This is a genomic window from Gaetbulibacter sp. PBL-D1, from assembly GCF_050509525.1.
Classification (GTDB): Bacteria; Bacteroidota; Bacteroidia; order Flavobacteriales; family Flavobacteriaceae; genus Gaetbulibacter_B; species Gaetbulibacter_B jejuensis.
In genome coordinates, this window is record NZ_JBNWKB010000001.1 from 69,740 (window position 1) to 95,066 (window position 25,327).

Annotated in this window: 28 protein-coding genes and 1 tRNA gene; 21 read left to right on the forward strand and 8 right to left on the reverse strand. The window is 32.6% G+C overall.

What is annotated here, in order from left to right:
* Positions 1-55: 55 nt before the first annotated feature.
* The 11 genes from ACQ0RB_RS00335 to ACQ0RB_RS00385 all read left to right on the forward strand — a co-directional run bounded on the left by ACQ0RB_RS00335 (position 56) and on the right by ACQ0RB_RS00385 (position 9,176).
* A complete protein-coding gene (locus ACQ0RB_RS00335) occupies positions 56-733 on the forward strand; it encodes a carboxypeptidase-like regulatory domain-containing protein (protein WP_430495793.1) in 678 nt (225 codons plus the stop codon).
* Positions 734-741: 8 nt separating this feature from the next.
* Positions 742-1,743: a transglutaminase domain-containing protein gene (locus ACQ0RB_RS00340; RefSeq protein WP_430495794.1), complete on the forward strand. Its 1,002-nt coding sequence runs from the start codon at positions 742-744 to the stop codon at positions 1,741-1,743.
* 70 nt (positions 1,744-1,813) lie between these two features.
* Positions 1,814-3,478 (forward strand): serine hydrolase, encoded by a 1,665-nt coding sequence (locus ACQ0RB_RS00345; RefSeq protein ID WP_430495795.1) that lies wholly within the window; start codon positions 1,814-1,816, stop codon positions 3,476-3,478.
* Between the two features lie 69 nt (positions 3,479-3,547).
* Entirely contained in the window at positions 3,548-4,021 is a 474-nt protein-coding gene (locus tag ACQ0RB_RS00350; RefSeq protein ID WP_129759029.1) for a nucleoside deaminase, read from the forward strand.
* A gap of 30 nt (positions 4,022-4,051) precedes the next feature.
* Positions 4,052-4,309 (forward strand): DUF6249 domain-containing protein, encoded by a 258-nt coding sequence (locus ACQ0RB_RS00355; RefSeq protein ID WP_335974460.1) that lies wholly within the window; start codon positions 4,052-4,054, stop codon positions 4,307-4,309.
* A 116-nt stretch (positions 4,310-4,425) separates the two neighbouring features.
* Positions 4,426-6,219 (forward strand): DUF885 domain-containing protein, encoded by a 1,794-nt coding sequence (locus ACQ0RB_RS00360; protein WP_430495796.1) that lies wholly within the window; start codon positions 4,426-4,428, stop codon positions 6,217-6,219.
* Position 6,220: 1 nt separating this feature from the next.
* Entirely contained in the window at positions 6,221-7,207 is a 987-nt protein-coding gene (locus tag ACQ0RB_RS00365; protein WP_430495797.1) for a hypothetical protein, read from the forward strand.
* Positions 7,200-7,553: a DoxX family protein gene (locus ACQ0RB_RS00370; RefSeq protein WP_430495798.1), complete on the forward strand. Its 354-nt coding sequence runs from the start codon at positions 7,200-7,202 to the stop codon at positions 7,551-7,553. Before ACQ0RB_RS00365 ends, ACQ0RB_RS00370 begins: the two co-directional genes overlap by 8 nt.
* 70 nt (positions 7,554-7,623) lie before the next feature.
* Positions 7,624-7,962, forward strand: coding sequence for a hypothetical protein (locus ACQ0RB_RS00375; RefSeq protein ID WP_335974329.1), 339 nt, complete (start codon positions 7,624-7,626; stop codon positions 7,960-7,962).
* Between the two features lie 81 nt (positions 7,963-8,043).
* Positions 8,044-8,571: an OmpA family protein gene (locus ACQ0RB_RS00380; protein ID WP_430495799.1), complete on the forward strand. Its 528-nt coding sequence runs from the start codon at positions 8,044-8,046 to the stop codon at positions 8,569-8,571.
* A 56-nt stretch (positions 8,572-8,627) separates the two neighbouring features.
* A complete protein-coding gene (locus ACQ0RB_RS00385) occupies positions 8,628-9,176 on the forward strand; it encodes a DUF7010 family protein (RefSeq protein ID WP_430495800.1) in 549 nt (182 codons plus the stop codon).
* A gap of 12 nt (positions 9,177-9,188) precedes the next feature.
* Here the strand turns inward: ACQ0RB_RS00385 and ACQ0RB_RS00390 are convergent, their stop codons facing one another.
* Positions 9,189-9,869, reverse strand: a complete 681-nt coding sequence (locus ACQ0RB_RS00390; protein ID WP_430495801.1) for a M15 family metallopeptidase — start codon at positions 9,867-9,869, stop codon at positions 9,189-9,191.
* A gap of 33 nt (positions 9,870-9,902) precedes the next feature.
* On the opposite strand from ACQ0RB_RS00390, the gene ACQ0RB_RS00395 reads away from it, so the two are divergent.
* From ACQ0RB_RS00395 to ACQ0RB_RS00430, 8 genes are all read left to right on the forward strand, one after another.
* The gene (locus ACQ0RB_RS00395) at positions 9,903-10,502 is read left to right on the forward strand and encodes an alpha-ketoglutarate-dependent dioxygenase AlkB family protein (RefSeq protein WP_430495802.1); all 600 of its coding nucleotides are present in this window, start codon (positions 9,903-9,905) and stop codon (positions 10,500-10,502) included.
* A 374-nt stretch (positions 10,503-10,876) separates the two neighbouring features.
* Complete coding sequence (locus ACQ0RB_RS00400; protein WP_430495803.1) at positions 10,877-11,803, forward strand: alpha/beta hydrolase; 927 nt, start codon at positions 10,877-10,879, stop codon at positions 11,801-11,803.
* A gap of 243 nt (positions 11,804-12,046) precedes the next feature.
* Positions 12,047-12,907 (forward strand): SPFH domain-containing protein, encoded by an 861-nt coding sequence (locus tag ACQ0RB_RS00405; RefSeq protein ID WP_129759038.1) that lies wholly within the window; start codon positions 12,047-12,049, stop codon positions 12,905-12,907.
* A gap of 4 nt (positions 12,908-12,911) precedes the next feature.
* The gene (locus ACQ0RB_RS00410) at positions 12,912-13,079 is read left to right on the forward strand and encodes a DUF4177 domain-containing protein (RefSeq protein ID WP_129759039.1); all 168 of its coding nucleotides are present in this window, start codon (positions 12,912-12,914) and stop codon (positions 13,077-13,079) included.
* Entirely contained in the window at positions 13,079-13,588 is a 510-nt protein-coding gene (locus ACQ0RB_RS00415) for a hypothetical protein (RefSeq protein ID WP_430495804.1), read from the forward strand. The genes ACQ0RB_RS00410 and ACQ0RB_RS00415 overlap by 1 nt, the downstream gene beginning before the upstream one ends.
* A complete protein-coding gene (locus ACQ0RB_RS00420; protein WP_129759040.1) occupies positions 13,581-13,760 on the forward strand; it encodes an Arc family DNA binding domain-containing protein in 180 nt (59 codons plus the stop codon). Before ACQ0RB_RS00415 ends, ACQ0RB_RS00420 begins: the two co-directional genes overlap by 8 nt.
* A 58-nt stretch (positions 13,761-13,818) precedes the next feature.
* The gene (locus tag ACQ0RB_RS00425; RefSeq protein WP_430495805.1) at positions 13,819-15,150 is read left to right on the forward strand and encodes a DUF819 domain-containing protein; all 1,332 of its coding nucleotides are present in this window, start codon (positions 13,819-13,821) and stop codon (positions 15,148-15,150) included.
* A gap of 23 nt (positions 15,151-15,173) precedes the next feature.
* Positions 15,174-15,896: a DUF4369 domain-containing protein gene (locus ACQ0RB_RS00430; protein WP_430495806.1), complete on the forward strand. Its 723-nt coding sequence runs from the start codon at positions 15,174-15,176 to the stop codon at positions 15,894-15,896.
* 151 nt (positions 15,897-16,047) lie between these two features.
* Here ACQ0RB_RS00430 and ACQ0RB_RS00435 read toward each other — a convergent pair.
* The 5 genes from ACQ0RB_RS00435 to idi all read right to left on the reverse strand — a co-directional run bounded on the left by ACQ0RB_RS00435 (position 16,048) and on the right by idi (position 18,380).
* Positions 16,048-16,121, reverse strand: a tRNA-Thr gene (locus ACQ0RB_RS00435).
* Positions 16,122-16,177: 56 nt separating this feature from the next.
* Positions 16,178-16,447 (reverse strand): hypothetical protein, encoded by a 270-nt coding sequence (locus tag ACQ0RB_RS00440; protein ID WP_129759043.1) that lies wholly within the window; start codon positions 16,445-16,447, stop codon positions 16,178-16,180.
* Between the two features lie 26 nt (positions 16,448-16,473).
* Positions 16,474-17,445, reverse strand: a complete 972-nt coding sequence (locus tag ACQ0RB_RS00445) for a type I phosphomannose isomerase catalytic subunit (protein WP_430495807.1) — start codon at positions 17,443-17,445, stop codon at positions 16,474-16,476.
* Positions 17,446-17,448: 3 nt separating this feature from the next.
* Positions 17,449-17,859 (reverse strand): 6-pyruvoyl trahydropterin synthase family protein, encoded by a 411-nt coding sequence (locus ACQ0RB_RS00450; RefSeq protein ID WP_131505764.1) that lies wholly within the window; start codon positions 17,857-17,859, stop codon positions 17,449-17,451.
* On the reverse strand, positions 17,856-18,380 hold the full coding sequence (gene idi / locus ACQ0RB_RS00455; RefSeq protein ID WP_134198794.1) for an isopentenyl-diphosphate Delta-isomerase: 525 nt from the start codon (positions 18,378-18,380) through the stop codon (positions 17,856-17,858). Before idi ends, ACQ0RB_RS00450 begins: the two co-directional genes overlap by 4 nt.
* Positions 18,381-18,491: 111 nt before the next feature.
* Between idi and ACQ0RB_RS00460 the strand changes: the two genes are divergently transcribed.
* Positions 18,492-20,078 carry a peptide chain release factor 3 gene (locus ACQ0RB_RS00460; RefSeq protein ID WP_262731967.1) on the forward strand — a complete coding sequence of 529 codons (1,587 nt, stop codon included), beginning with the start codon at positions 18,492-18,494 and terminating at the stop codon, positions 20,076-20,078.
* A gap of 142 nt (positions 20,079-20,220) precedes the next feature.
* Positions 20,221-20,448 carry a (4Fe-4S)-binding protein gene (locus ACQ0RB_RS00465; protein WP_129759048.1) on the forward strand — a complete coding sequence of 76 codons (228 nt, stop codon included), beginning with the start codon at positions 20,221-20,223 and terminating at the stop codon, positions 20,446-20,448.
* A gap of 41 nt (positions 20,449-20,489) precedes the next feature.
* Here the strand turns inward: ACQ0RB_RS00465 and ACQ0RB_RS00470 are convergent, their stop codons facing one another.
* Both ACQ0RB_RS00470 and rpoC read right to left on the reverse strand, forming a co-directional pair.
* Positions 20,490-20,807: a DUF3467 domain-containing protein gene (locus tag ACQ0RB_RS00470; protein WP_131505768.1), complete on the reverse strand. Its 318-nt coding sequence runs from the start codon at positions 20,805-20,807 to the stop codon at positions 20,490-20,492.
* Positions 20,808-21,007: 200 nt separating this feature from the next.
* A complete protein-coding gene (gene rpoC / locus ACQ0RB_RS00475) occupies positions 21,008-25,309 on the reverse strand; it encodes a DNA-directed RNA polymerase subunit beta' (protein ID WP_430495808.1) in 4,302 nt (1,433 codons plus the stop codon).
* Positions 25,310-25,327: the final 18 nt, after the last annotated feature.

A 25,327-nucleotide genomic window follows, 5' to 3' on the forward strand; every position in this document is an offset into this window, starting at 1 on the left:
TACAACATCTTAGTCTTTGCTAGGTTTGACAGGTATAACATTAACACTTTGTATTATGAAAAACCCATTCAACTTAAGTATTAAATCACCTTGTCAAGAAAACTTTCAAAAATTTATGCCTACTGCAAAAGGTGGTTTTTGTGGCTCATGCGAAAAAGAGGTTGTTGATTTCACTAAAATGACTTCAAATGAAATTATTGCATTTTTTAAGGCAAAAGAAACTCAAAATGTATGTGGCAGATTTAACAACAATCAGTTAAAAACCTACTCACCTACTCCAAAACGAAAAAAGTTAAGCTTTTTAAGCGCTGTTGGTTTAGCATCTTTATCATTATTCTCGTTTGGAACTGCTCAAGCACAAAACACATCAAAAACGTCTGACAGTTCAGATAAAAACAATTCAAAAGTGCTTCAAGATTCTCAAGAAAGTAACATAACGGTCGAAGGCACTGTTACTGATGGTCAATTTCCACTTCCTGGAGTAAACATAGTGCTACAAGGCACAACTATTGGAACTTCTAGCGACTTTGATGGCAACTTCACTTTTCCGCAGAAACTAAAAAAAGGAGATATTTTGGTTTTTAGCTATTTAGGAATGAAATCTCAAAAATTGGTTATTAATGATAAAAATTCTGCTTCTAGTGTAGCATTACAAGTTATGATGGAAGGTGACACTTGTATCATTATGGGAAAAGTAGCAACAAAAGAAGTTTACAAGTCTAAAAGGAATTAAACTACAACATGAGAAAAACACTCGTTATAATAACCTTTAGTATTGTAAGCTTTTCAGTAGCGCAAGTATCGGATTTTAACACTGTCGATTTTACACGTGCAGATAATATTGCGAAATTAAATGAAGGAGAAGATCTTGACAACCTTCCTGTACTTGCGCATAAGCTTACCGCTAATATTAAAACTGATGTTGAAAAATTCAGGGCTATTTATCTTTGGGTATGCCAAAATATAAAAGGAGATACTACTCAAGATAGTAAAGTTTTTAAACACAAAAAAAAACTAGCACACGATTCTGTAGCTTATTTAAAATGGAATAATGAGTTTAAGGTTAAAGCCTTTAAAAAACTACTTAAACGTAAAAAAACCATGTGCACAGGTTATGCCTATTTGGTAAAAGAACTTTGTTTTTTAGCTGACATTGAATGCGTGATTGTTGATGGTTACGGAAGATCAGTTTCTGTCAATGTTGAAGCATTAGACTTTGCTAACCATTCTTGGAATGCCGTAAAACTCAATAATAAATGGTACTTGTGTGATGCCACTTGGTCTAGCGGATTTACTTTAAACACGAGTTTTATTAAAGATTATAATGATGGCTATTTTTTAACAGACCCTATTCTTTTTGCCAAAAATCATTTTCCGTTGGATAAAAAATGGTTTTTAAATGATTCGTTAGCAAATACCAAATTTACACCTCAAGCTATTGTTTATGGTGAAACTTTTAAGCACAAAATTATTCCTACGTATCCAAAAACACTTAATGTGACCACTAAAAAAGACGTAGCATTACATTTTAGTTTTAAGACATTAGCATCTAACCCTCAAGACCGAGTAGAGCTTGTGCAATTTGTTGGCTCAAAGGAACACTCATTTAAAATCGAAGACTTACAAAAAACCGACACTAGCATTTCATTCAACAATACCTTTAAACACAAAGGTTATCATGATGTGCATATAAAAGTTAATAACGACATTGTTGCAACATACACAGTAAAGGTTATTAAGTAAAACTGTAACTAAAAAACTATTTGGTCGTCTTATAATAAACTGTAAATTATCACTTTAAAAAAACCGACCAATGATTTCACAACGTTTCGCCTTAGCAATATGTTTTTTAGTTAGCATGTTGCTTCCTGTACCACATTTATTTTCTCAAGAGAATATTGAACCTAAAATTGATGTCTTAGCATCTGAGGCATACAAAGCTGATGAACCTGGAGTTTCAATTTTAGTCGCCAAAAACGGTAAAGTCATTTATCAAAAAGCTTTTGGTAAGGCAAGTCTTGAATTAGATGTGCCAATGACGCCAAATCATGTTTTTGAAATTGGTTCAATTACCAAACAGTTTACAGCAATTGCTATTTTAATGCTACAAGAGCAAGGTAAACTAAAGGTTAATGACGACATTACTAAATACATACCTGATTACCCAACTAAAGGCAAAACAATAACCATTCATAATTTATTAAACCATACTAGTGGTATTAAAAGTTATACAAACATTCCTAGTTTTAGGCAATTTGCAGCTAAAGACATGAGTCCTAAAGAACTTATAGATGTTTTTAAGGATGAGCCTATGGATTTTAATCCTGGAGAGCAATACAGCTATAACAATTCAGGATATATTCTTTTAGGATACATCATTGAAGTTGTTTCAGGAATGACTTACGAAGACTTTGTTGAAAAGAATATTTTTGAAAAAATAGGTATGACAAATTCCTATTACGGAAGTAAAAAAGAGTTAATTAAAAACAGAGCTTTAGGATATCAAGAAGGTGAAAATGGTTATGAAAACGCAGATTATCTAAGCATGACATTACCTTATGCTGCTGGATCATTAATGTCTACAACCAATGATTTACTTAAATGGCAAAATGCCCTAAACAATTATACATTTATTACTAAAGATAGTTATGAAACAGCCATTCATGGTTCTACACTCAACAATGGCGAGCATATTCCTTATGGTTATGGCTTAGGTGAAAACACTATTAGTGGTTCTCCAAGCATTCAACATGGAGGAGGAATTTTTGGATATACCACTATGGGTATTTACTTACCTGAAGAAGATATTTTCGTTTCTGTATTAAGCAACTGCAACTGTAAAAATGTAACCGATTTAGCGACTAGAATTGCAGCTATTGCCATTGGAAAACCTATACCATCAAAAGCTGATGCAATTACCTTGTCTGAAAATGAATTAAACACTTGGGTTGGTGCTTATGAATTTGATGGCAACATCATAAGACACATTACTGTTGAAAACGGAAAGATTTATAGTTTACGAGAAGGAAGTGTTAAACTTGAAATTTTCCCGTTATCAAAAACACATTTCTTTTTTGAATCTGGTACAACTGCTTACAAATTTTCCAAAGATGATAATGGTAAGAAACAAGTTATTATGATTAATGGTAACAACGAAACTTTAGGTCATGAAACTGATAAAGCTCCACCAGCCGAAAAAGAAAGCATTACTGTTTCACAAGACATACTAAACACGTACGTTGGTAAATATGAATTACAACCAGAATTTATAATAACCATAACAACCAATAACGAAGGACAATTATTTGCAGAGGCAACAGGTCAACCAAAGTTTGAAGTTTTTGCTGAAGCTAAAGATCGCTTCTTCCTAAAAGTTGTTGCTGCTAGTATTAGTTTTAATGTTGATGATAAAGGAGTCGTTACAGGTTTAACATTGCATCAAAATGGTGCAAATATGCCAGCTAAAAAAGTGGAGTAATTAAGCGTTGACTTTCATTTGGGCATTTTTACAAAAAGGACGACCTTTGCAAAAGTTTAAAATTTCAATATGAGTAATCACAAAGAATTTATGAAACGTGCCATTGCTATGGCAGACAAAGGAATGAGCTCAAATGCTGGAGGCCCTTTTGGGTGTGTTATTGTAAAAGATGGAGCTATTATTGCAGAAGGTCATAACTGTGTCACATCTACCAATGACCCTACAGCACATGCCGAAGTTGTTGCTATTCGTAAAGCTTGCGAAGTTTTAGGTAGCTTTCAATTAGACGATTGTGTTGTTTATACCTCTTGCGAACCTTGTCCTATGTGTTTAGGTGCCATTTATTGGGCAAGACCTAAAAAAGTATATTATGCATGTAATAAAGTAGATGCTGCAAATATAGGCTTTGACGATCATTTTATATACGAAGAAATTGACAAACCAATAACGGTAAGAAGCATTCCGTTTGAGCAAATGTTGCAAGATGAAGGTGTTTCTGTTTTTGATAAATGGGCTAGTAAAGGTGATAAAACCGAATATTAAACGCTTAGTCGTTTATCAACAAAAACTTATATAACGCTTATTGAAAAAGGAGCAGATGCAAGCATTTTTGTAAAAGGAAGACAACAAGCAGCACCAATTTGGAAAGTTTTAATTTTAAACTTAGCCTTATTATTAATGGGCATTGGTCTTGGTTCTTTTATTGCTTTACTTTTAGAAACCTACACAAGCATTAATGATGGAGGTATTTATCCTGCTTGTATTTTTACAATGGCTGGTTTAGGGCTTTTTGCAGGTTTTAATATGACTAAAAAATTAGACAAAGAATAAAACATTAAAATTACCAACCAAAAACTTAAAACTACTGTTCAATATTGAGCAGTAGTTTTTTTTATGATTGAATATTAGATTATGTATCTTTAAGGTTTAATTCAAAAATTCAATCAATGAAAAAAATTCTAGCACTTAGCTGTTTAATTCTAAGTTTTATTGCCTGTAAAGAGGATACTAAAAGTAACCAAACCAATGAAGACGTTGATGTTGTAAATAATGAAGCTTTTGATAAAGTTTTAAAGCTTTATCATGAAGATGGACTTAAACTTTACCCTTTAAATGCAACCTCAGCTGGTGACAACAGATATAATGACAAGTTACCAAACACCTTATCAAATCAGTTTGAATCTGATGAAAAAGCCTATTACAGTAATTACAAATCTCAAGTTAGTGCTTTTAATAATGATAGTTTATCTGAGAGTCAGCGATTAAGTAAAGCCATTTTAATTTGGGAATGTGATACCAACTTAGAGCGTTTTGAATTTAATGAAGATTTAATGCCTATCAATCAGTTTTGGGCACAACACCTAATTATTGGTCAATTGGCTAGCGGTTCATCTTCGCAACCATTTAAAACAGTTGAAGATTATAACAACTGGTTAAGTCGTTTAGACGGTTACTTACAATGGATGAATTCTGCTGAAGAAAAAATGAAAGAAGGCGTTAAAGCAGGTTATGTGTTGCCAAAATCTTTAATCAAAAAAGTATTACCTCAACTTGAGGCTTCAACCACAACCAATCTTGATGAGCACTTATTTTACGCTCCTGTAAAGAATTTACCTGATACGTTTTCTGATGAAGATAAGACTAAAATAACCGAAGCTTACAAAGACATGGTTTTAAACAAAGTTGTGCCTGCCTATAAAAAACTTCACGCTTACATGAGTACAGATTACTTAGCGGCTGGTAAAACTGAAAGTGGCATTTCTGCTACACCTAATGGTAATGAGTATTATCAGCATTTAATAAAACGCTACACTACTACAAACATGACTGCTGATGAAATCCACCAACTAGGTCTTAGTGAGGTAAAGCGTATACTTTCTGAAATGGAAAAAGTAAAGGAACAAGTAGGTTTTGAAGGTGATATTATTGCATTTTTTGACTATGTAAGAACCAATAAAGAGCTTATGCCTTACAAAACTGCAGAAGAAGTTATAGCGCACTTCAATAGAATACATGAAACTATGCAACCTCAATTAGATAAACTATTTAATGTAAAACCAAGAACACCTTTTGAAGTAAGACGCACTGAAGCTTTCAGGGAAGCATCAGCAAGTGCTGAGTACAACCCAGGATCGTTAGATGGTACTCGACCAGGTATTTTTTATGTTCCTGTGCCAAATGCCGAAAATTACAATAACTTCTCTGACGAGTCTTTATTTTTACACGAAGCTATTCCAGGACATCATTATCAAATTTCCTTACAACAAGAAAATAAAGAACTACCAGACTTTAGAAAAACATTGTATTACAGTGCTTATGGAGAAGGTTGGGCTTTATATACTGAATCCTTAGGAAAAGAACTTGGACTATACACAAACCCATATCAATATTTTGGAATGTTAAGTGCTGAAATGCACAGAGCCATTAGACTGGTTGTTGATACAGGAATTCACACTAAAGGATGGACAAGAGAGCAAGCCATAAAATATTCATTAAAAAATGAAGCTGAAACTGAAGCAAGTATCACTGCCGAAATTGAGCGTTATATGGCTATTCCTGGTCAAGCTTTATCCTATAAAATCGGTCAGTTAAAAATTAAAGAATTACGTGCTAAAGCTGAAAAAGAACTTGGTGATGCTTTTGATATTGCTGAGTTTCATAATCAAATTTTAGAATCAGGAAACATGCCTTTAGCATTGTTAGAAGACAAAATAAACGCTTGGATAGCCAATAAAAAATAAGGTGTTTAAAACACAGCAACTCATACTATATTTAGGTATTCTTTATTCTGGTTTTGCAGTATCACAAACCAGAATAAAGGATGCACAAAGCAAAATACCTGTTGCATATGCAACCGTATCTTTTGGCAATGGACATGGTATTTTTGCCGATGATGAAGGTATGTTTGTTTTTAGTAAAAAATTATATCCAGATGTTGACTCTCTGTTTGTTTCGGCATTAGGTTACAAAGATGTTTCAATTGCAGCAAACAACCTCTCGGAGACTATCAATTTAGAACCTTACATTGACCAATTGGATGAAGTAGTCATTAATGTAACCATCAACAGAAAGTTTAAGGAAGAAACGCTTAAACCGTATTTGGATGACGATTATTACAAGTGCTGGTTACCAACAATAGAATCGGAAATTGCTGTGTTTTTTAACAATACCGATTCGCAACTCAAACAAATAAGCACTGTTCACTTCCCTATTACTTTAGAGTCAAAAGACTGGAAAAAGCGCAAACGTTCCAATGCCAACAAACGTGAATTCTCAACGCTGTTTAAAGTAAAGTTTTACAAGAACAATAATGGTTTTCCTGGAGAGGCTCTAACTTATGACAACATTGTGTTTGTAGCTACCGAAAAACATGGTGATGCATACGAACTGGATGTTTCCAAACACAATTTGTTCATTCCTGAAAATGGTTTTTTTGTATCCATACAGGTTTTAGGTTACACTGATAAAACAGGAAAATTACTTCCTAATAAAAAATACAAGGAAATAAAAACAGCAAGAGGCATTGTAAAAATCCCTACTAATTTTAGACCACTTTTCCCATTTACTGATGAAATTGAAACGCACAACACCTACATAAAACGTGTGTTTTTAGACAATAATAAATGGGTACAATTCAAAAAAGGAAGTGGTATTGAATCTAGTTTATTAAAGTCAGACCTTACCAATTATGGTGTAGGACTCACTTATAAAGTATTTAAAGATGAATAACCCTTGGCACCTACACCTTATGGCTGCAATTTATGTTTTTGCAGGCATTATGCATTTTATAAAACCTAAAATGTATATGCGCATTATGCCTAGGTATTTACCAAACCATAAATTACTGGTGCTTTTAAGTGGCATTGCCGAAATTGCTCTGGGTATTGCCTTATGTATTCCTGTTTTAAAAACTAGTGCTGTATATGGCATTATAGCAATGTTAATAGTGTTTTTACTAGTACATTTTTATATGTTATCTGGTGAAAAAGCAAGTGCTGGCATCCCAAAATGGATTTTAATACTACGTATTCCTTTACAGTTTGTATTAATGTATTGGGCTTGGTCATATTTGTAATTGATTATTACTATTTTAGAGTTGTAGTATACTACTTAGTACTATCTATCAGAAAAATTGAATGCAAAAAATGATTGATTTAAAAAAACTTTCAATTTATTATAAATACAATGGAAATCCTACCAATCCTAAACTTTATAATGAGCGGACCGAAAAGTGGCTAAATAAAGAAATCTCTTCGGATGAGTTTATGACCATAGATAAAATAGACCAAAATTTTGTATGTATAAAGAGTGGTGGCTTTTCTGCGAAAATGGTGGAAGAAATGGAGTTGGAATTATCGCAACTAAAGAAACTTGTTTCGGACGAAGCATATGAATATTTACGTCTTGGTAAAAAGCCAAAAAATTTGGAAAAGCCAAAATCATCTTGGATAAATAGGTTAGTAGATAAAATAGTTAATAAATAGAAACCTGTAATGTAATCTACTGACTAAAAAATAACCTAAACCACTAAAACTGACAACTACACAAAACCTTAGTACGTAATTATGAAAAATGGCTTGTATTTTGTTATTTCACTTCTATTACTTACTTCTTGCGGAGCAATAAAATACAATTGTGCAGATTTAGAATCTATAGAAAAAATACCAACTGAAACTCTTATTAAAACTTCTGACTCAATTTCTAAACTGTGGAATCTCGCCTGGAAAGAAAAAGAAGAAATGGAAAAGATTGGGTTAACAGTTGATTACAGTTTTGTGAATCCTGTCTACTTTGAGCAAAACTGTAATTCGACAACTGAATTAAAAGAAGCTTATCATATTATTAGTACAATGATTAAATATCGTATGATGAAAGTGCGAATAGTTGGAAATTCCGATTCTGTTGAGATTGAAAACAAACCAAAATTATCGCTCGAACGTGCTGAATTTATAAAAGCAATTTTTATAAAAAATGGAGTTGAAAAAAATCGAATAGAAATACTCGATGCTAAATTTGATAGACCCAATGGTCCAAAACTAAAAAATGGGAATAAAGAAAATAGACGTGTAGATTTTGAAATTATTGCAGATTAAAAATAAAACTCATCTTGATAGCTTTTAAAAATAAAACGACCAACTAAACTAAAAAAATGGAACCAACCAAAAGAACACTTGAAGCGCAACGCACTGAATTTAAAAACGGTAAGTTTATAGCAACTCCATTAGCAGGATTGATTGCTTGGTTACTAGTTGGAATTTCTGGTCTTACATTATCAGCGCAAACCACTGTTTGGGTATTATTTATTGCAACAGGTAGTATTGTATATTTAGGCATATTTATTTCAAAGTTTACAGGTGAAAACTTTCTGGATAAACAAAAACAGAAAAATGAGTTTGATAAACTGTTCTTTTTTACTGTTGCTCAAGCAGTGTTAGTTTATGCTATTGCTATTCCCTTTTTCCTTATTGATTATACTTCTTTACCACTTACTGTTGGTATTTTAACAGGATTGATGTGGCTTCCTTTTTCATGGATCATCAATCATTGGGTTGGTATTTTTCATTCGATAACAAGAACTGTTGTGGTTTTAGCATTATGGTATTTATTTCCAGAACATAGGTTTGTTGCTATTCCTTTTGCTATTGTATTAATCTATATTATTACGCTAATAATTTTAAAAAACAGGAAAAGAGCATAAAGCCATTAACCGCTACTCCACCTCAAAATCGAAATAAGTATCAGGAAAAGGTTCCCAACGTAATGTAAAATGCCACCATTCTTTTGAGTAATTTCTAAAATTATGTTTTAGCATAACCTGTTGTAGCAGCTGTCGATTGGCTTTTTGCTCATTGGTTATGTCTTCGTAATTCACCCAAGACTGTTGTCCAAAAAAATCAAATGGACTTCCCATATCCAATGGCTCATTGGTATTACCATCAATAATGGTTAAATCAACAGTGCTTCCTCTACTATGACCTGATCGTGTGGCAATATATTCTTCTCTAAACAAAAAGCGTTTTTCAACTTCAGGATAAAACTCTTGCTTATTTATAGTATCATTTAAGTCTTTTGCCCAACGCATAAAGTGGTTTACTGCACGTTGTGGTCTATAACCATCATATACTCTTAAACAAAGGTTTTGCTGTTGTAATTCATCTTGTACTTTTTTCAAAGCTTCGGCAGATTGCTTGGTTAAAATAAGTGTATTGGCTTTGTAACCTACTATGGTATCTCCAACAAAATTATGCGTACTATAATAGCGTAGTTCAACATCAATATCTGGGATAATTGTTTTTACATACACAAAACCTTCAGGCAAGTTGGTAGTATCTTGTTTGGTAAAACCAAAAGATATGAGCAATAGAAGACAAATGATAATTTTGTTTTTCATAATGTATAAGCTAATTTAGAAAAAATTTAGGCTATGACTTTGTTTTTAAACGAAAAAACAACCTTTCAGCTTCCTAATGCTGAACTAATTTATATTCCTAATTTTTATAACAACTCTGAAGCCGACCAGTATTTTAGCAGACTAAGAAAAGTCATATCATGGCAGCAAGATGATATTAAGGTTTTTGGTAAAACTTACAAACAACCAAGACTAACTGCATTGTATGCCAACAATAACAAACCCTATGCTTACTCTAACATAACAATGACTCCTCTACCTTTTACTGATGAGTTAAAACGGATTAAAACTAATGTAGAGAAAACTGCTGAACATCAATTTACATCTGTACTTTTAAACTTATACCGAAATGGTAACGACAGTAATGGTTGGCATGCTGATAATGAAAAAGAATTAGGTAAAAACCCAGTAATTGCTTCATTGAGTTTTGGAGCTCAAAGAGCATTTCTTTTTAAACACAGACAGCTAAAAGACGAAAAACACAAGCTTATTTTAGAACATGGTAGTTTGCTAATAATGAAAGGAGAAATGCAACACTATTGGCTACATCAAGTTCCAAAGACCAAAAAAGTTATTGGAGAACGCATCAACTTAACATTTAGAACTATAGTATAGCTGTAAAAAGAAAAAACCGAGATCCCTCAATCTCGGTTTTCCTAATTTGCTTTTTATTACGGTTGTAGATTTAGGGTCTCTAAGCCAACAACATAATGCAAATATTAATTAATTAATCCATTGAACTAAAAACTAAATTTTAGTACACTTCAAATGTAGAATTATATTTTAAAAAATCTGTTTAAATACATATTAAATCGATGAAATGCATTAAATTTTAACATTTAACGATAAAATAATACGTTTTACCGATAAAATACACTTTAAAAACTTATGTTTACGTTCTAATATTTTAAATTATTTGTCGTTATACAATCAAACAAATATTGATTTTCTATACTTTTGAAACAGACTTGACAAGATTGAAAAACACAATGAAACACTATATAAATTTTGCAATTGTATTGCTTTTGTTTTCATCAAAAGGACTTTCACAAAATTTTACTGCAAGAGAGATTGCAGTAAATACTCTTATTGAAGGGACTTTACTAGTTCCAAACGCTGTTGAGCAACCAGCATTGGCGATTATTATAGCAGGATCAGGACCTGTTGACCGAAATGGTAATCAAAACTTTGCAAGAAATAACAGTCTTAAAAAACTTGCTGAAGGCTTAACCAATAATGGTATTGCAACCTTTAGGTATGACAAACGTACCATAAAGTTGATAGCAACAGGAAAGTTGGATAACACTATAATGTTTGACGATTTTGTAACTGATGCCATTGATGTGGTAAACTATTTTAAATCTCAAAACACCTATTCAAAAATTTATATAGTTGGTCATAGTCAAGGGAGTTTAATAGGAATGATTGCTGCTGAAAAAGATGTTGATGGGTTTATTTCCATAGCTGGTGCAAGTCAAACTATTGATAAAATCATTATTAAACAAGTAGAGCAAACTGCTCCAGCCTATTTAGAAGACACCAAGAAAATATTTTCGGTATTGCAAGAAGGTAAAACCACCAGCAACTACCCTCCTGTTTTGTCTTCTTTTTTGGGTAAAGACATACAACCGTTTATGATAAACTGGATGCAATACAATCCACAAGACATTTTAAAATCTCTACAAATACCTATACTTATTGTAAATGGTACTAACGACTTACAAGTTGGCGTTGAAGATGCTAACCGACTAAAAGACTCAAACCCTAGTGCTGAGTTGAAGCTAATAGATAAAATGAACCATGTTCTTTTTAGTATTGAAGGTGATGACTTGGTTAATTTTAAATCGTATAACGAATCACATCATAAAGTAACACCAGAGCTTATTGATACCATTTCTAGTTTTATAACAAAGTAATTTCAACATTTTACTACAAACAAAAAAGCACCTGAAACCAGGTGCTTTTCTTATTAACTAACCAACCAAATGTAATATTTAACTCGCTTCTAAAGCTATTAATCAATTACACTTATTTAAATACAATAGTCGTGCCAAAAATTATTTTTTTTGGCTTCTGTAACAAAAATTAATTTTTGCATACTAATGAGATAAGTTATATCTTTATAATATCATTTTAATATCATTTTAAATTAATCAATCATGAAAGAAGAGAAAATTATCGTTCCAGCTAATGGCTATTTAATGTTATTCCTTTTTTTAGTAATATTCTTCGGTAGCATTGCACTAATATTTATTACAGAAACAGGGTGGTCAGCTTTTGGTATTGTTGCTGCATTAATCTTAGCCTTTGGGTTTCTTATGGTACAACCTAATGGCTCTAGAGTTTTATTACTTTTTGGTAAATATGTAGGAACCGTAAAAAAGAATGGCTTCTATTGGGTAAACCCTTTTTACTCTAAAAAGAAGATTTCTTTAAGAGCAAGTAACTTTGATAGCGAACGCTTAAAAGTGAACGACAAACTAGGAAACCCAGTTATGATTAGTACAATTTTAGTTTGGAGAGTACAAAACACTTACAAAGCTGCTTTTGATGTAGATAATTATGAAAACTTTGTACGTGTACAAACTGATGCTGCTGTTCGTAAACTAGCAAGTATGTATCCTTACGACAATTTTGCCGATGAAGGTCACGACGAAGACATCACACTTCGTTCAAGTGTAAATGAAGTAAGCAACGCTCTTGAAAAAGAAATTGACGAGCGACTATCCATTGCAGGAATTGAAGTATTAGAAGCTAGAATTGGTTACCTAGCGTATGCTCAAGAAATTGCAAATGCAATGCTTAAGCGTCAACAAGCCACTGCTATTGTTGCTGCACGACATAAAATTGTTGAAGGCGCAGTTAGTATGGTTGAAATGGCTCTGGATGAATTAAACAAAAAAGAAATTGTTGAGTTAGACGACGAGCGCAAAGCAGCAATGGTAAGTAACCTTATGGTTATATTATGTGGAGACAAAGAAGCTTCGCCAGTTGTAAATGCAGGAACTTTAAGTCATTAAGATTATGAAAGAATACAAAGTCATAAAACCAAAATTAGGATGGAGAAATCCAACCGAAAAACTTGAGGAAATCTTAAACAAATATGCAAAAGAAGGTTGGCGTGTCACAACTATTACACCTAACCAACATATTATTTCATTTATAGTTTTTGAACGCGATAAAAATAGATAATGAGAGTTTTTAAAGAAGAACAACGATTTAATCAATTATGGTTAATTGCACTTATAGCAATAAGTGCAATTATTCCTATTATATTGGTATGCGTTGAATATTTTAAAAATCAAAACTCCATTTCAACTCTAGAACTTATTTTAATAATTCTGCTTCTGATATTTTTCTCAGGACTCATATTTATATTTAAACTCTCCACTAAAATTGACGAATTAGGAATTCATTATAAATTCTTTCCGTTGCATTTAAAATACAACACCATTTCTTGGAAATCTATAAACAACGCCTATATTAGAACCTATGAACCCATTTCAGAATATGGTGGTTGGGGAATAAAAGGTGGTTGGAAAAAATCTAAAGGAAAAGCTATTAATGTTTCAGGAACTATTGGTATTCAACTAGAGTTAGCCAATGGAAAAAAACTACTCATAGGTACAAAAAAGCAAATAGAAGCTGAAAACGCGATAACATATTACAAAACACAGTTAAACCATAGTAACAATGTCTAAAAAGAAAGCCTTTGCTCTAAGAATAAATGAAGATATGCTCAAAGCAATTGAAAAATGGGCTTCAGACGAATTTAGAAGTACCAATGGTCAAATTGAGTGGATGCTCATGCAGTACCTTAAAGAAAAAAACAGACAACCAAAACCTAAAAAAAATAACGAGAGCGACACTTAACAATGTCGCTTTTTTATGCGCTTTTATTTTGGTATTTTGCGCCTTTAAATTTTAGTTTATGGACACAACGCAATTAACCGAAGTAAAACCTTTATTCACCCAAGACACTATAGTATTTGGGTTGTTAATGCTAGCATTAGGTTTTGTTTTTTATACTTCCACAAGTGAAAATAGTTTTTGGAAAAAATTTTACAAATACATACCTGCATTATTAATGGCATATATGCTGCCTGCAGCTTTAACTACTTTTAGGATAATTGCTCCAGAATGGGGATTTGAAAACGCCGAAGGCTCATTAGTAGAAGTAACAGGTAAATCTCAAGCCTATTACATTGCTAGTAGATTTATGCTTCCAGCTGCTTTGGTACTTATGACTATTAGTATCGACCTAAAAGCTGTATTCAACCTAGGCTGGAAAGCTCTTGCTATGTTTGGAACAGGTACGTTAGGAATCATAATTGGCGGACCTATTGCTGTATTTTTAATTGCATTAGTATCTCCTGAAACTGTTGGTGGAGCTGGTCCTGACGCTGTTTGGAGAGGTCTTTCTACTTTAGCAGGAAGTTGGATTGGTGGAGGTGCTAATCAAGCTGCAATGTTAGAAATTTATGAATACAATACAGCAAATTATGCAGGAATGGTAATTGTTGATATTGTTGTTGCTAATATATGGATGGCTATCCTTTTATTAGGAATTGGTAAACAAGAAAAAATTGATAAATGGCTGAAAGCTGATAACAGTTCTATTGAAACCCTTAAAGAAAAAGTATCTAGTTATGCTGCTAGTATTTCTAGGAACCCAACATTAGCCGATTTTATGGTGATTTTAGGTTTTGCTTTTACTGTTGTAGGAATTGCTCATTTTGGTGCTAATGAAATTTCTGAATTTTTAGTAGCTAACTTCGATGCTGTAAGTGATAAAAAATCCGCTTGGTCTTCATTTGGATCTCAATTTTTCTGGATGATTACTATAGCTACTATTTTAGGAATCATCTTATCCTTTACCAAATTGAAAAAATATGAAGGTGCTGGAGCTAGTAAAATTGGTAGTGTATTTATTTATATTCTTGTTGCCTCTATTGGTATGAAAATGGACCTTACTAAAATAGTTGACAATCCAGGGCTAATTGTGGTTGGTTTAGTTTGGATGGCAATACACGTTGCTTTACTATTTTTAGTAGCAAAACTAATTAGAGCGCCATATTTCTTCTTAGCTGTGGGTAGTAAAGCTAATATTGGTGGTGCTGCCTCTGCTCCTGTGGTTGCTGCAGCCTTTCATCCATCGCTTGCAACTGTAGGTGTTATTCTAGCAGTATTTGGATATGTTGTTGGAACCTATGGTGCTATGCTTACTGCAGAACTTATGAGAATAGTTGCTCCTATAACTTAATTAATGATTTTTTAAATTTTAATATGACAAAACACTTTAAACTTTTTAGCCTTTTAGTAATAGCTTTACTAATTATTTCTTGTGGAGAAAATAAAAAAGACACAAACTTCACTTTAAAAGGCCATGTAACAGGATTAAAAAAAGGTACTGTTTATTTACAAAAACAACAAGATAGCTTAATGGTAACGCTAGATTCCTTTGCTATTAATGGCAATTCTGAGTTTGAGTTACACAGCGACTTAGAAGAACCTGAAGTTTTGTTTTTAACCTTAGACAAAAACGACAATGACGAAGGCGTTATTGCTTTTTTTGCAGATAAAGGTGTTACTGAAATAAGTTCTACACTTAAAAACTTTAATTATGATGCTCAAATAAAAGGCTCTGAGCAACAAAAACGATTAGACGAATACATAATGATGATGTCTCGTTTTAATGACAAAAATCTTGACCTTATAAAAGAAAACTTTGAAGCTAAAAAAGAAAACGATACCACTAGTTTCGATTTTGACAAAGAATACAATAGTCTTTTAAAACGTAAATACCTTTACACAATAAATTTTGCTGTAAATAATAAAAACAGTGAAGTTGCTCCTTATTTAGCCTTAAGCGAAATACCAAATACTACGGTAAAGTATTTAGAAACCATATACGATTCGCTTGATGAAAATATTAAAAACTCTAAGTACGGTAAGCAATTAAAAGAAACTATTGAGCAACGGAAATCAGACGAAGAAAACATTGAATAAAAAAAATCCCAAACATTTACGTTTGGGATTTTTATTTTAGAACCGATAGAGGGACTCCCTTCGACTTCGCTCAGGATAAACTTCTCATCCCTTTTTGATAGTTTTAAATAAAAAAACTCTAACTGTTTTACAGTTAGAGTTTAATATTAAGAGCCGATAGAGGGACTCGAACCCACGACCTGCTGATTACAAATCAGCTGCTCTAGCCAGCTGAGCTATATCGGCGAAACAGGATGCAAATATAATCGCGAAAATTATATTTGCAAACATTTTTTTCTGTTTTAGCTTAGTTTATTAATTTTTTCGATTAAAGCTCTTCCTTTATCTTCCAACTCTTGGTTGATAGATTTAAAATGTGCTTTCTTATCTTCTACTTTTTTATCGTTCACCTTTGCTATTAAAGAATCAAAAGTTTCTATAGCTTCATCAATAATTGCTTCGCTTTTTTTAGTGTCTTTATCAGTGTTGTTGTATTCCCATACATAAACAGCTTCAATAATATCACCTAAAACGTAATTAATGTCTTTTTTAAGGTTTCTAACGTTTGCCATAATTATAAATTTTTATTGTCGCAAAATTAAACATAAACTTCCAATAGCTTCGCATTTTCCGAAGTTATTTCATAATTCTTTACTGCTGCAGGAAGTAGTATTGTTTCTCCTTTTTTAATAGTTTCAGTTGCACTATCTATAGTTATTTGTGCTTCTCCTTCAACACACATGTAAATCAAAAATGAATCGTGATTATTTTCTTTTTTAAGTGTACTATCAACATCTAAATAACTTGTGGTAAAATATGGGCAACTAACCATTTTATTAGATTGGTTTTTAGCCTTTTCATAACTAACTCTAAAATTATCTTCCATTTCAAAGTCAATTGCATCAATGGCTAAATCGTTGTGAAGTTCTCTTTCGTTTCCTTCATCATCTACTCTATCCCAATCGTAAACTCTATAAGTAATATCGCTAGTTTGTTGTATTTCAGCAACCACTACTCCTGCTCCAATAGCGTGCACACGACCTACTTCTATAAAATAAGTATCACCTACTTTAACTTTATCAAAATTTAAAATTTCTGTAAGCGTTTTATTTTCTAAATGCGATAAATAGGTTTCAGCATCCATTTTTTGGTTAAACCCAACTATTAAATTCGAACCTTCGTCGGCTTGCATTACATACCACATTTCGGTTTTCCCAAATGAATTGTGTCGCTTTGCAGCCAATTCATCATTGGGATGTAATTGAATAGATAAATCTTGTTTTGCATCGATAAACTTGATAAGTAACGGAAACTTATTACCAAAAACTCTATAGTTTTGAAGTCCTATTAAATCTTCTTTATAGGTTTCTTGTATTTGCTTTAAGGTTTGACCTTTTAATGCTCCATTTGCAACTACAGATGTATCACCTTCTACATCACTAATTTCCCAGCTTTCTCCAATATTTGGTAAATCTGAAGTCTTATTTAATAGTGTTTTTAGTTTTTGTCCACCCCAAATTTTATCTTTTAAAATAGGTGTGAATTTTATAGGATAAAGAATATTTTTCATGTGTTATAATCCAGAATAGGTTACAAAATTTCTAGGTGTCTCAAAAAGTTTAATTTCTAAGTCTAGTGTTGAATTTAGTCTAGGTTTTACCTTATTATAAATAACTACTGCTATGTTTTCGGCTGTAGGGTTTAAGTCTTTAAACTCTTCAACTTCTACATTTAGGTTTTTATGGTCAAAGGCATCTTCAACTTCTTCTTTTATAATGTCTTTTAAGTCTTGAATGTCTATAACATAACCTGTTTCTTTATTGATAGGTCCTGTTACACTTACTATCAACTCGTAATTATGTCCATGAAAATTTGGATTGCTACATTTTCCAAAAACATCGGCATTCTTTTCATCGCTCCAATCTTTTCTGTACAATCTATGAGCTGCGTTAAAATGTGCTTTTCTACTTACGGTAACAATCATTTTACAATGTTTATGTGTTGGTAGAATTTATCAAAAATAATTTTAAACCAAGCTGTGTAAATTTCTGGTTGTTGCTTGATGTCTTCTTTTACAGCATCAAGAGTCATCCACTTCCAATCTGCAACTTCATCAGGATTTATGTTTGGTGTATCATTATAGTATCCTATCATGATGTGGTCATATTCATGTTCTGTCAAGCCATTATCAAAAGGTGCTTTATAAATAAAAGATGTTGTCTCTTCAAGTTCAGTAACAAACCCCATTTCTTCAAATAAACGTCGCTTACCAGCTTCTATATTTGCTTCGCCTTCTCTTTGGTGACTACAGCAAGTATTTGTCCATAATAAAGGCGAATGGTACTTATCAGCTGCACGTTGCTGTAACATTAGTTCGTTGTTGTTGTTAAAAACAAATACAGAAAAAGCTCTATGCAGTAATGCTTTTTCGTGCGCTTCCATTTTAGGCATTAAGCCTATTTGCTTATCGTTTTCATCAACAAGTATAACGTGTTCTTCAATCATATCACAAAAATACCACTAAAAAATTAATAATAACATTCTCTATACAAAATCTGAAATCGTAATTCTAAAATCTTAATATAAACAGTATCTTTGCAGCCTATTTGCAAGATTATGAGTTTTATCAACGAAATAAAGAAACGTAGAACCTTTGGTATCGTTTCGCATCCAGATGCTGGAAAAACAACACTTACTGAAAAACTATTACTTTTTGGTGGTGCAATACAAGAAGCAGGTGCTGTAAAAAGTAACAAAATAAAAAAAGGAGCTACTAGTGACTTTATGGAAATTGAACGTCAGCGTGGAATTTCTGTTGCTACTTCTGTTTTGGCATTTGAATATGATGGTATAAAAATTAATATTCTTGATACTCCTGGACACAAGGATTTTGCTGAAGATACTTTTAGAACACTAACAGCTGTTGATAGCGTAATTGTTGTTATTGATGTGGCTAAAGGTGTTGAGGAGCAAACCGAAAAGCTAGTTCAAGTTTGCCGAATGCGTAATATTCCAATGATTGTATTTATCAATAAATTGGATAGAGAAGGTAAAGATGCGTTTGATCTTTTAGATGAAGTTGAGCAAAAACTAGGTTTGAGCGTTGTACCTATGAGTTTCCCAATTGGTATGGGTTACGACTTTAAAGGTATTTATAACCTCTGGGAGAAAAACATTAATCTTTTTAGTGGTGACAGTAGAAAGAATATTGAAGAAACCATAGAAATTAACGATTTAAGCTCTTCAGAATTAGATAAACTCATAGGAGAAAAATCGGCAAATACACTAAGAGAAGAAATAGAATTAGTTGAAGGCATCTATCCTGCTTTTGAAAAAGAAGACTACTTAAACGGTACACAGCAACCTGTGTTTTTTGGTTCAGCTTTAAACAATTTTGGTGTAAGAGAGTTATTAGATTGCTTTATAGAAATTGCTCCTAAACCTAGACCAAAACAAAGTGAAGAGCGCTTAGTTAACCCAGAAGAAAAAGATTTTACTGGTTTTGTGTTTAAAATTCATGCTAATATGGACCCTAACCATAGAGACCGTTTAGCGTTTATAAAAATTGTATCAGGAACTTTTAAAAGGAATACACCTTATTTACATGTACGTCATGGTAAAAAGCTTAAGTTCTCTAGTCCTAATGCCTTTTTTGCTGAAAAGAAAGAAATTGTTGATGTTTCTTATCCTGGAGATATTGTAGGATTACACGATACTGGAAACTTTAAAATTGGTGATACCTTAACTGAAGGTGAAACTATAAACTACAAAGGTATACCTAGTTTCTCTCCTGAGCATTTCAGGTATATTAATAATGCTGATCCTTTAAAATCCAAACAACTTTACAAAGGTATTGACCAGTTAATGGATGAAGGTGTTGCCCAATTATTTACTTTAGAATTAAATGGTAGAAAAGTTATAGGTACAGTTGGAGCTTTACAGTACGAGGTTATTCAATATCGATTAGAACACGAATATGGAGCTAAGTGTACATATGAAAACCTTAATGTACATAAAGCATGTTGGGTTGACCCTGAAGATGAAAAAAATGAAGAGTACAAAGAATTTTTAAGGGTAAAACAACGCTTTTTGGCAAAAGACAAACAAGGTCAACTTGTATTTTTAGCAGATTCGGCATTTTCATTACAAATGACACAGCAAAAATACCCAAGTATTAAATTTCATTTTACATCAGAATTTTAATTAAAAACCCTGTTTTTCAGTAAGAAATTTTATACGAAAAGGCATTTTTAGTGTTAAAAATGTGTCAGTTATCGAAAATTTCATTGAAATTTGATTTTGAATTTTTACATTGATTTACAGATAACCCCAAATTGATCTACTTATGGAAACTTTTTCTAATAGTTTCAGTAATAAAGATATTACTGTAACATTCAAACCATGTAAGTGTGTCCATGCTGAGCGTTGTGCTAACGAATTATCTAATGTTTTTAGGCAATCTGTTATACCATGGATAGATCTTGATGGTGCATCCACTAAAAAAATTATCAAACAAGTTAAGAAATGTCCTTCGGGAGCTTTAAGCTATTCGTATAATAAAGAAGTTGCTTAATAAAAAAGCCTTTTGAATTTTTCAAAAGGCTTTTTTATTATTTATGCTTGACCTGTTGGTCCGAAATTTAACGGAATTGGTGGTTGCTCGTAATCTTTAATTTCACCATGGGCTTTTTCAAATCGATGTACATTATCACCTAATGCTTTAAGTAATCGTTTAGCATGTTGTGGTGTTAATATAATTCTTGATTTTACTTTACTCTTTGGAGTCCCAGGCATAATACTTACAAAGTCAACAACAAATTCTGAAACCGAATGGTTAATAATTGCCAAATTAGAATAAGTGCCTTCAGCTACTTTCTCGTCTAGTTCTATATTAATTTGCCCTTGTTTCTTTTTATTTTGTTCGTCTGCCATTGAAATTTTATTTTTTATTTCCACATAAGTGGAAAACTTATTATTACGTTTTACAATTTAAAAAAAGAATCCCGAGATATAGTCACGGGATTCTTAAATTTTATATAATTTACTCTTTTAAAGAGTTCCCAATTTATATTGGGATAAAATCAACCTAAAGACTTCAATTGGTTTTACAACAATTAAAGTCTTGGTATCATTTAATTATAGTTCATTTCTTCTTTTGCTTTCATCATCTCATCAAACTCCTCTTTAGAACCAACGATAATACTATCATATCGTCTTACACCTGTTCCTGCAGGAATTCTATGACCAACAATTACATTTTCTTTTAGACCTTCTAAATCGTCTACTTTAGCATTTACAGCAGCTTCATTCAGTACTTTAGTAGTTTCCTGGAACGATGCAGCCGATATAAATGACTTAGTTTGTAACGAAGCTCTTGTAATACCTTGTAAGATTGGAGTTGCAGTTGCTGGTTGTGCTTCTCTAGCAGTTACCAATTGCTTATCTTCTCTTCTTAATATTGAGTTTTCGTCTCTTAACTGTCTTAAAGTAATGATTTGTCCTGGTTTTAAAGTTGCAGAATCTCCTGCATCTTCTACCACTTTCATTCCAAATATCTTATCGTTTTCTTCTATAAAATCAGATTTGTGAACTAATTGGTCTTCTAAGAAAATTGTATCACCAGAATCAATAATACGTACTTTACGCATCATTTGTCTTACAACAACTTCAAAGTGCTTATCGTTAATTTTCACACCTTGTAAACGATATACTTCTTGTACTTCGTTAACTAAGTATTGTTGTACTGCAGATGGTCCTTTAATGTTTAAGATGTCATCTGGAGTAATTGATCCATCAGATAAAGGCATACCTGCTTTTACATAATCATTTTCTTGTACAAGAATTTGATTAGATAACTTCACTAAGTATTTCTTTACTTCACCAACTTTAGACTCAATAATGATTTCTCGGTTACCTCTCTTGATTTTTCCGAAAGATACAACACCATCAATCTCACTTACAACAGCAGGATTAGAAGGGTTACGTGCTTCGAACAACTCGGTTACACGAGGTAAACCTCCAGTAATATCACCCGCTTTTGCTGATTTACGAGGTATCTTAACTAAGATTTTACCAACCTTAATTTTTTCTCCATCATCAATCATAAGGTGAGCTCCAACAGGTAAGTTATAAGAACGAATAACTTCTCCTTTAGAATCTTCAATATGAAGTGTTGGTATTAACTTCTTATTTCTAGATTCAGAAATTACTTTTTCTTGGAAACCTGTTTGTTCATCGATTTCTACTTGGTAAGTGATACCTTGCTCAATGTTTTCATATTTTACTTTACCAGCAAATTCTGAAATAATAACTCCGTTATATGGATCCCATTGACAAATTGTATCTCCTTTGTTTACTTTTTGTCCACTCTTAACATAAATGAACGAACCGTAAGGTATATTATTAGTACTTAAAGTAATACCTGTTTTAGCATCAACAAGTTTAAGTTCAGAAGTTCTTGATATCACTACATCTACTTCATTACCTTCACTATCAGTACTCTTAACTGTTTTAAGGTCTTCAATTTCTGCAATACCATCAAACTTAACAATAAGTTTGTTTTCTTCTGAAATGTTACCAGCAATACCACCTACGTGGAATGTACGAAGTGTAAGCTGTGTACCAGGTTCTCCAATAGATTGTGCAGCAACTACACCTACAGCTTCACCACGTTGTACCATTTTACCAGTAGCTAGGTTACGTCCATAACACTTAGCACAGATACCTTTTTTAGCTTCACAAGTTAATGCTGAACGTACTTCGATAGACTCAATTGCAGAGTTACCAATAGCTTTAGCGATGCTATCATTAATATGCTCACCAGCACTTACTAATAACTCTTCAGTAATAGGATCATAAACATCATTTAATGAAGTACGACCTACGATTCTATCTTCTAGTTTTTCAACAATTTCTTCGTTTTTCTTAAGTGCAGAAACTTCAATACCTCTTAATGTTCCACAATCTTCACTGTAGATAATTACATCTTGAGATACATCAACTAAACGACGTGTTAAGTATCCAGCATCTGCAGTTTTAAGTGCTGTATCGGCAAGACCCTTACGAGCACCATGCGTTGAGATAAAGTATTCTAGAATTGAAAGACCTTCTTTAAAGTTAGAAAGAATTGGGTTTTCAATAATTTCTCCACCTCCTGCATTAGATTTTTTCGGTTTTGCCATCAAACCACGCATTCCTGTAAGCTGACGAATCTGTTCTTTAGATCCACGAGCTCCAGAATCAAGCATCATATATACCGAGTTAAATCCTTGTTGGTCTTCACGAATACGCTTCATGGACAACTCTGTCAATTCAGCATTTGTAGAAGTCCAAATATCAATAACCTGATTGTAACGTTCGTTATTGGTAATTAATCCCATGTTATAGTTAGCCATAATACCATCAACTAAACCATTGGCTTTGTCAATCATAGTATGCTTTTCAGCTGGAATAATAATATCACCTAAACTAAACGATAATCCTCCTTGGAATGCAAACTTATATCCTAAAGTTTTGATTTCATCTAAAAACTCAGCTGTTTCAGGTACACTAGTAACTTTTAAAATGTTACCAATAATATCTCTAAGCGATTTTTTAGTTAAAACCTGGTTGATATAACCTGCTCTTTCAGGTACTTTTTCGTTAAATAATACACGACCTACTGTAGTTTCAATAATTTGGGTAGTTAACTCACCGTTTTCATTGAAATCTTTAGTTCTTACTTTAATTCCAGCATTTAAATCAACTTTCTTCTCATTGTAAGCAATAGTTACTTCTTCTGGAGAATAGAAAGTTAATCCTTCACCTTTTACAGTAAAAGTTTCGTCAGTTTTACGAAGCTTAGTCATGTAGTAAAGACCAAGAACCATATCCTGAGATGGTACTGTTACTGGTGAACCGTTAGCTGGGTTTAAAATATTGTGAGAAGCTAACATTAATAATTGTGCTTCTAATATAGCTTCTGGTCCTAATGGTAAATGAACAGCCATTTGGTCACCATCAAAATCGGCATTAAATGCAGTACACACTAATGGGTGTAACTGGATTGCCTTACCTTCGATAAGTTTAGGCTGGAATGCTTGAATACCAAGTCTGTGTAATGTAGGAGCACGGTTTAGTAATACTGGATGTCCTTTAAGAACATTTTCTAAGATATCCCAAACTACAGGCTCTTTTCTATCTATAATTTTCTTTGCAGATTTTACTGTTTTTACAATACCTCTTTCAATCAGTTTTCTAATAATGAAAGGCTTGTAAAGTTCAGCTGCCATGTTTTTAGGCAATCCACATTCAAATAATTTTAATTCTGGTCCAACAACAATTACCGAACGTGCAGAATAATCAACACGTTTACCTAGTAAGTTTTGACGGAAACGTCCTTGCTTACCTTTTAATGAATCGGATAACGATTTTAATGGACGGTTAGAATCGGTTTTTACTGCTGATGACTTACGTGTGTTATCAAATAATGAATCAACAGACTCTTGTAACATACGTTTTTCGTTACGTAAGATTACTTCAGGAGCTTTGATTTCAACCAATCTCTTAAGACGGTTGTTACGGATAATTACACGACGATACAAATCATTTAAGTCAGATGTAGCAAAACGACCACCATCTAAAGGCACTAGAGGTCTCAATTCTGGCGGAATGATTGGAATAGCTTTCATAATCATCCACTCAGGCTTATTCTCACGATTAGCATTTGAGTCTCTAAACGCTTCTACAACTTGTAAACGTTTTAAAGCTTCAGTTTTACGTTGTTTAGACGTTTCGTTGTTTGCTTTATGACGTAAGTCGTATGATAATTCGTCTAAATCAATTCTTGCTAAAAGGTCAATTAAGCACTCAGCTCCCATTTTAGCAATAAACTTATTAGGATCGTTATCTTCTAAATATTGATTTTCTTGTGGAAGTGTTTCAAGAATATTTAAGTATTCTTCTTCCGTTAAGAAATCCATTTTTTGTAATGGTTCACCTTCGGCATTTTTAGCATTACCTGGTTGAATTACTACGTAACGTTCGTAGTAAATAATCATATCTAATCTCTTAGATGGTAATCCAAGAAGGTAACCTATTTTGTTTGGAAGTGAACGGAAATACCATATATGAGCTACAGGAACCACTAAGTTAATGTGTCCTACTCTATCTCTACGTACTTTCTTTTCAGTTACTTCAACACCACATCGGTCACAAACAATTCCTTTGTAGCGTATTCTTTTATATTTACCACAAGCACACTCAAAATCCTTAACAGGACCAAAGATACGCTCACAGAATAAACCATCACGTTCAGGTTTATGTGTTCGATAATTAATAGTTTCTGGTTTTAAAACTTCACCACGTGAAGCTGCTAAAACAGATTCAGGAGATGCTAAACCAATTGAGATTTTATTAAATCTCTGTACTGTATTCTTATCTTGTTTTCTAGCCATAATAACTTTATAGTCTAT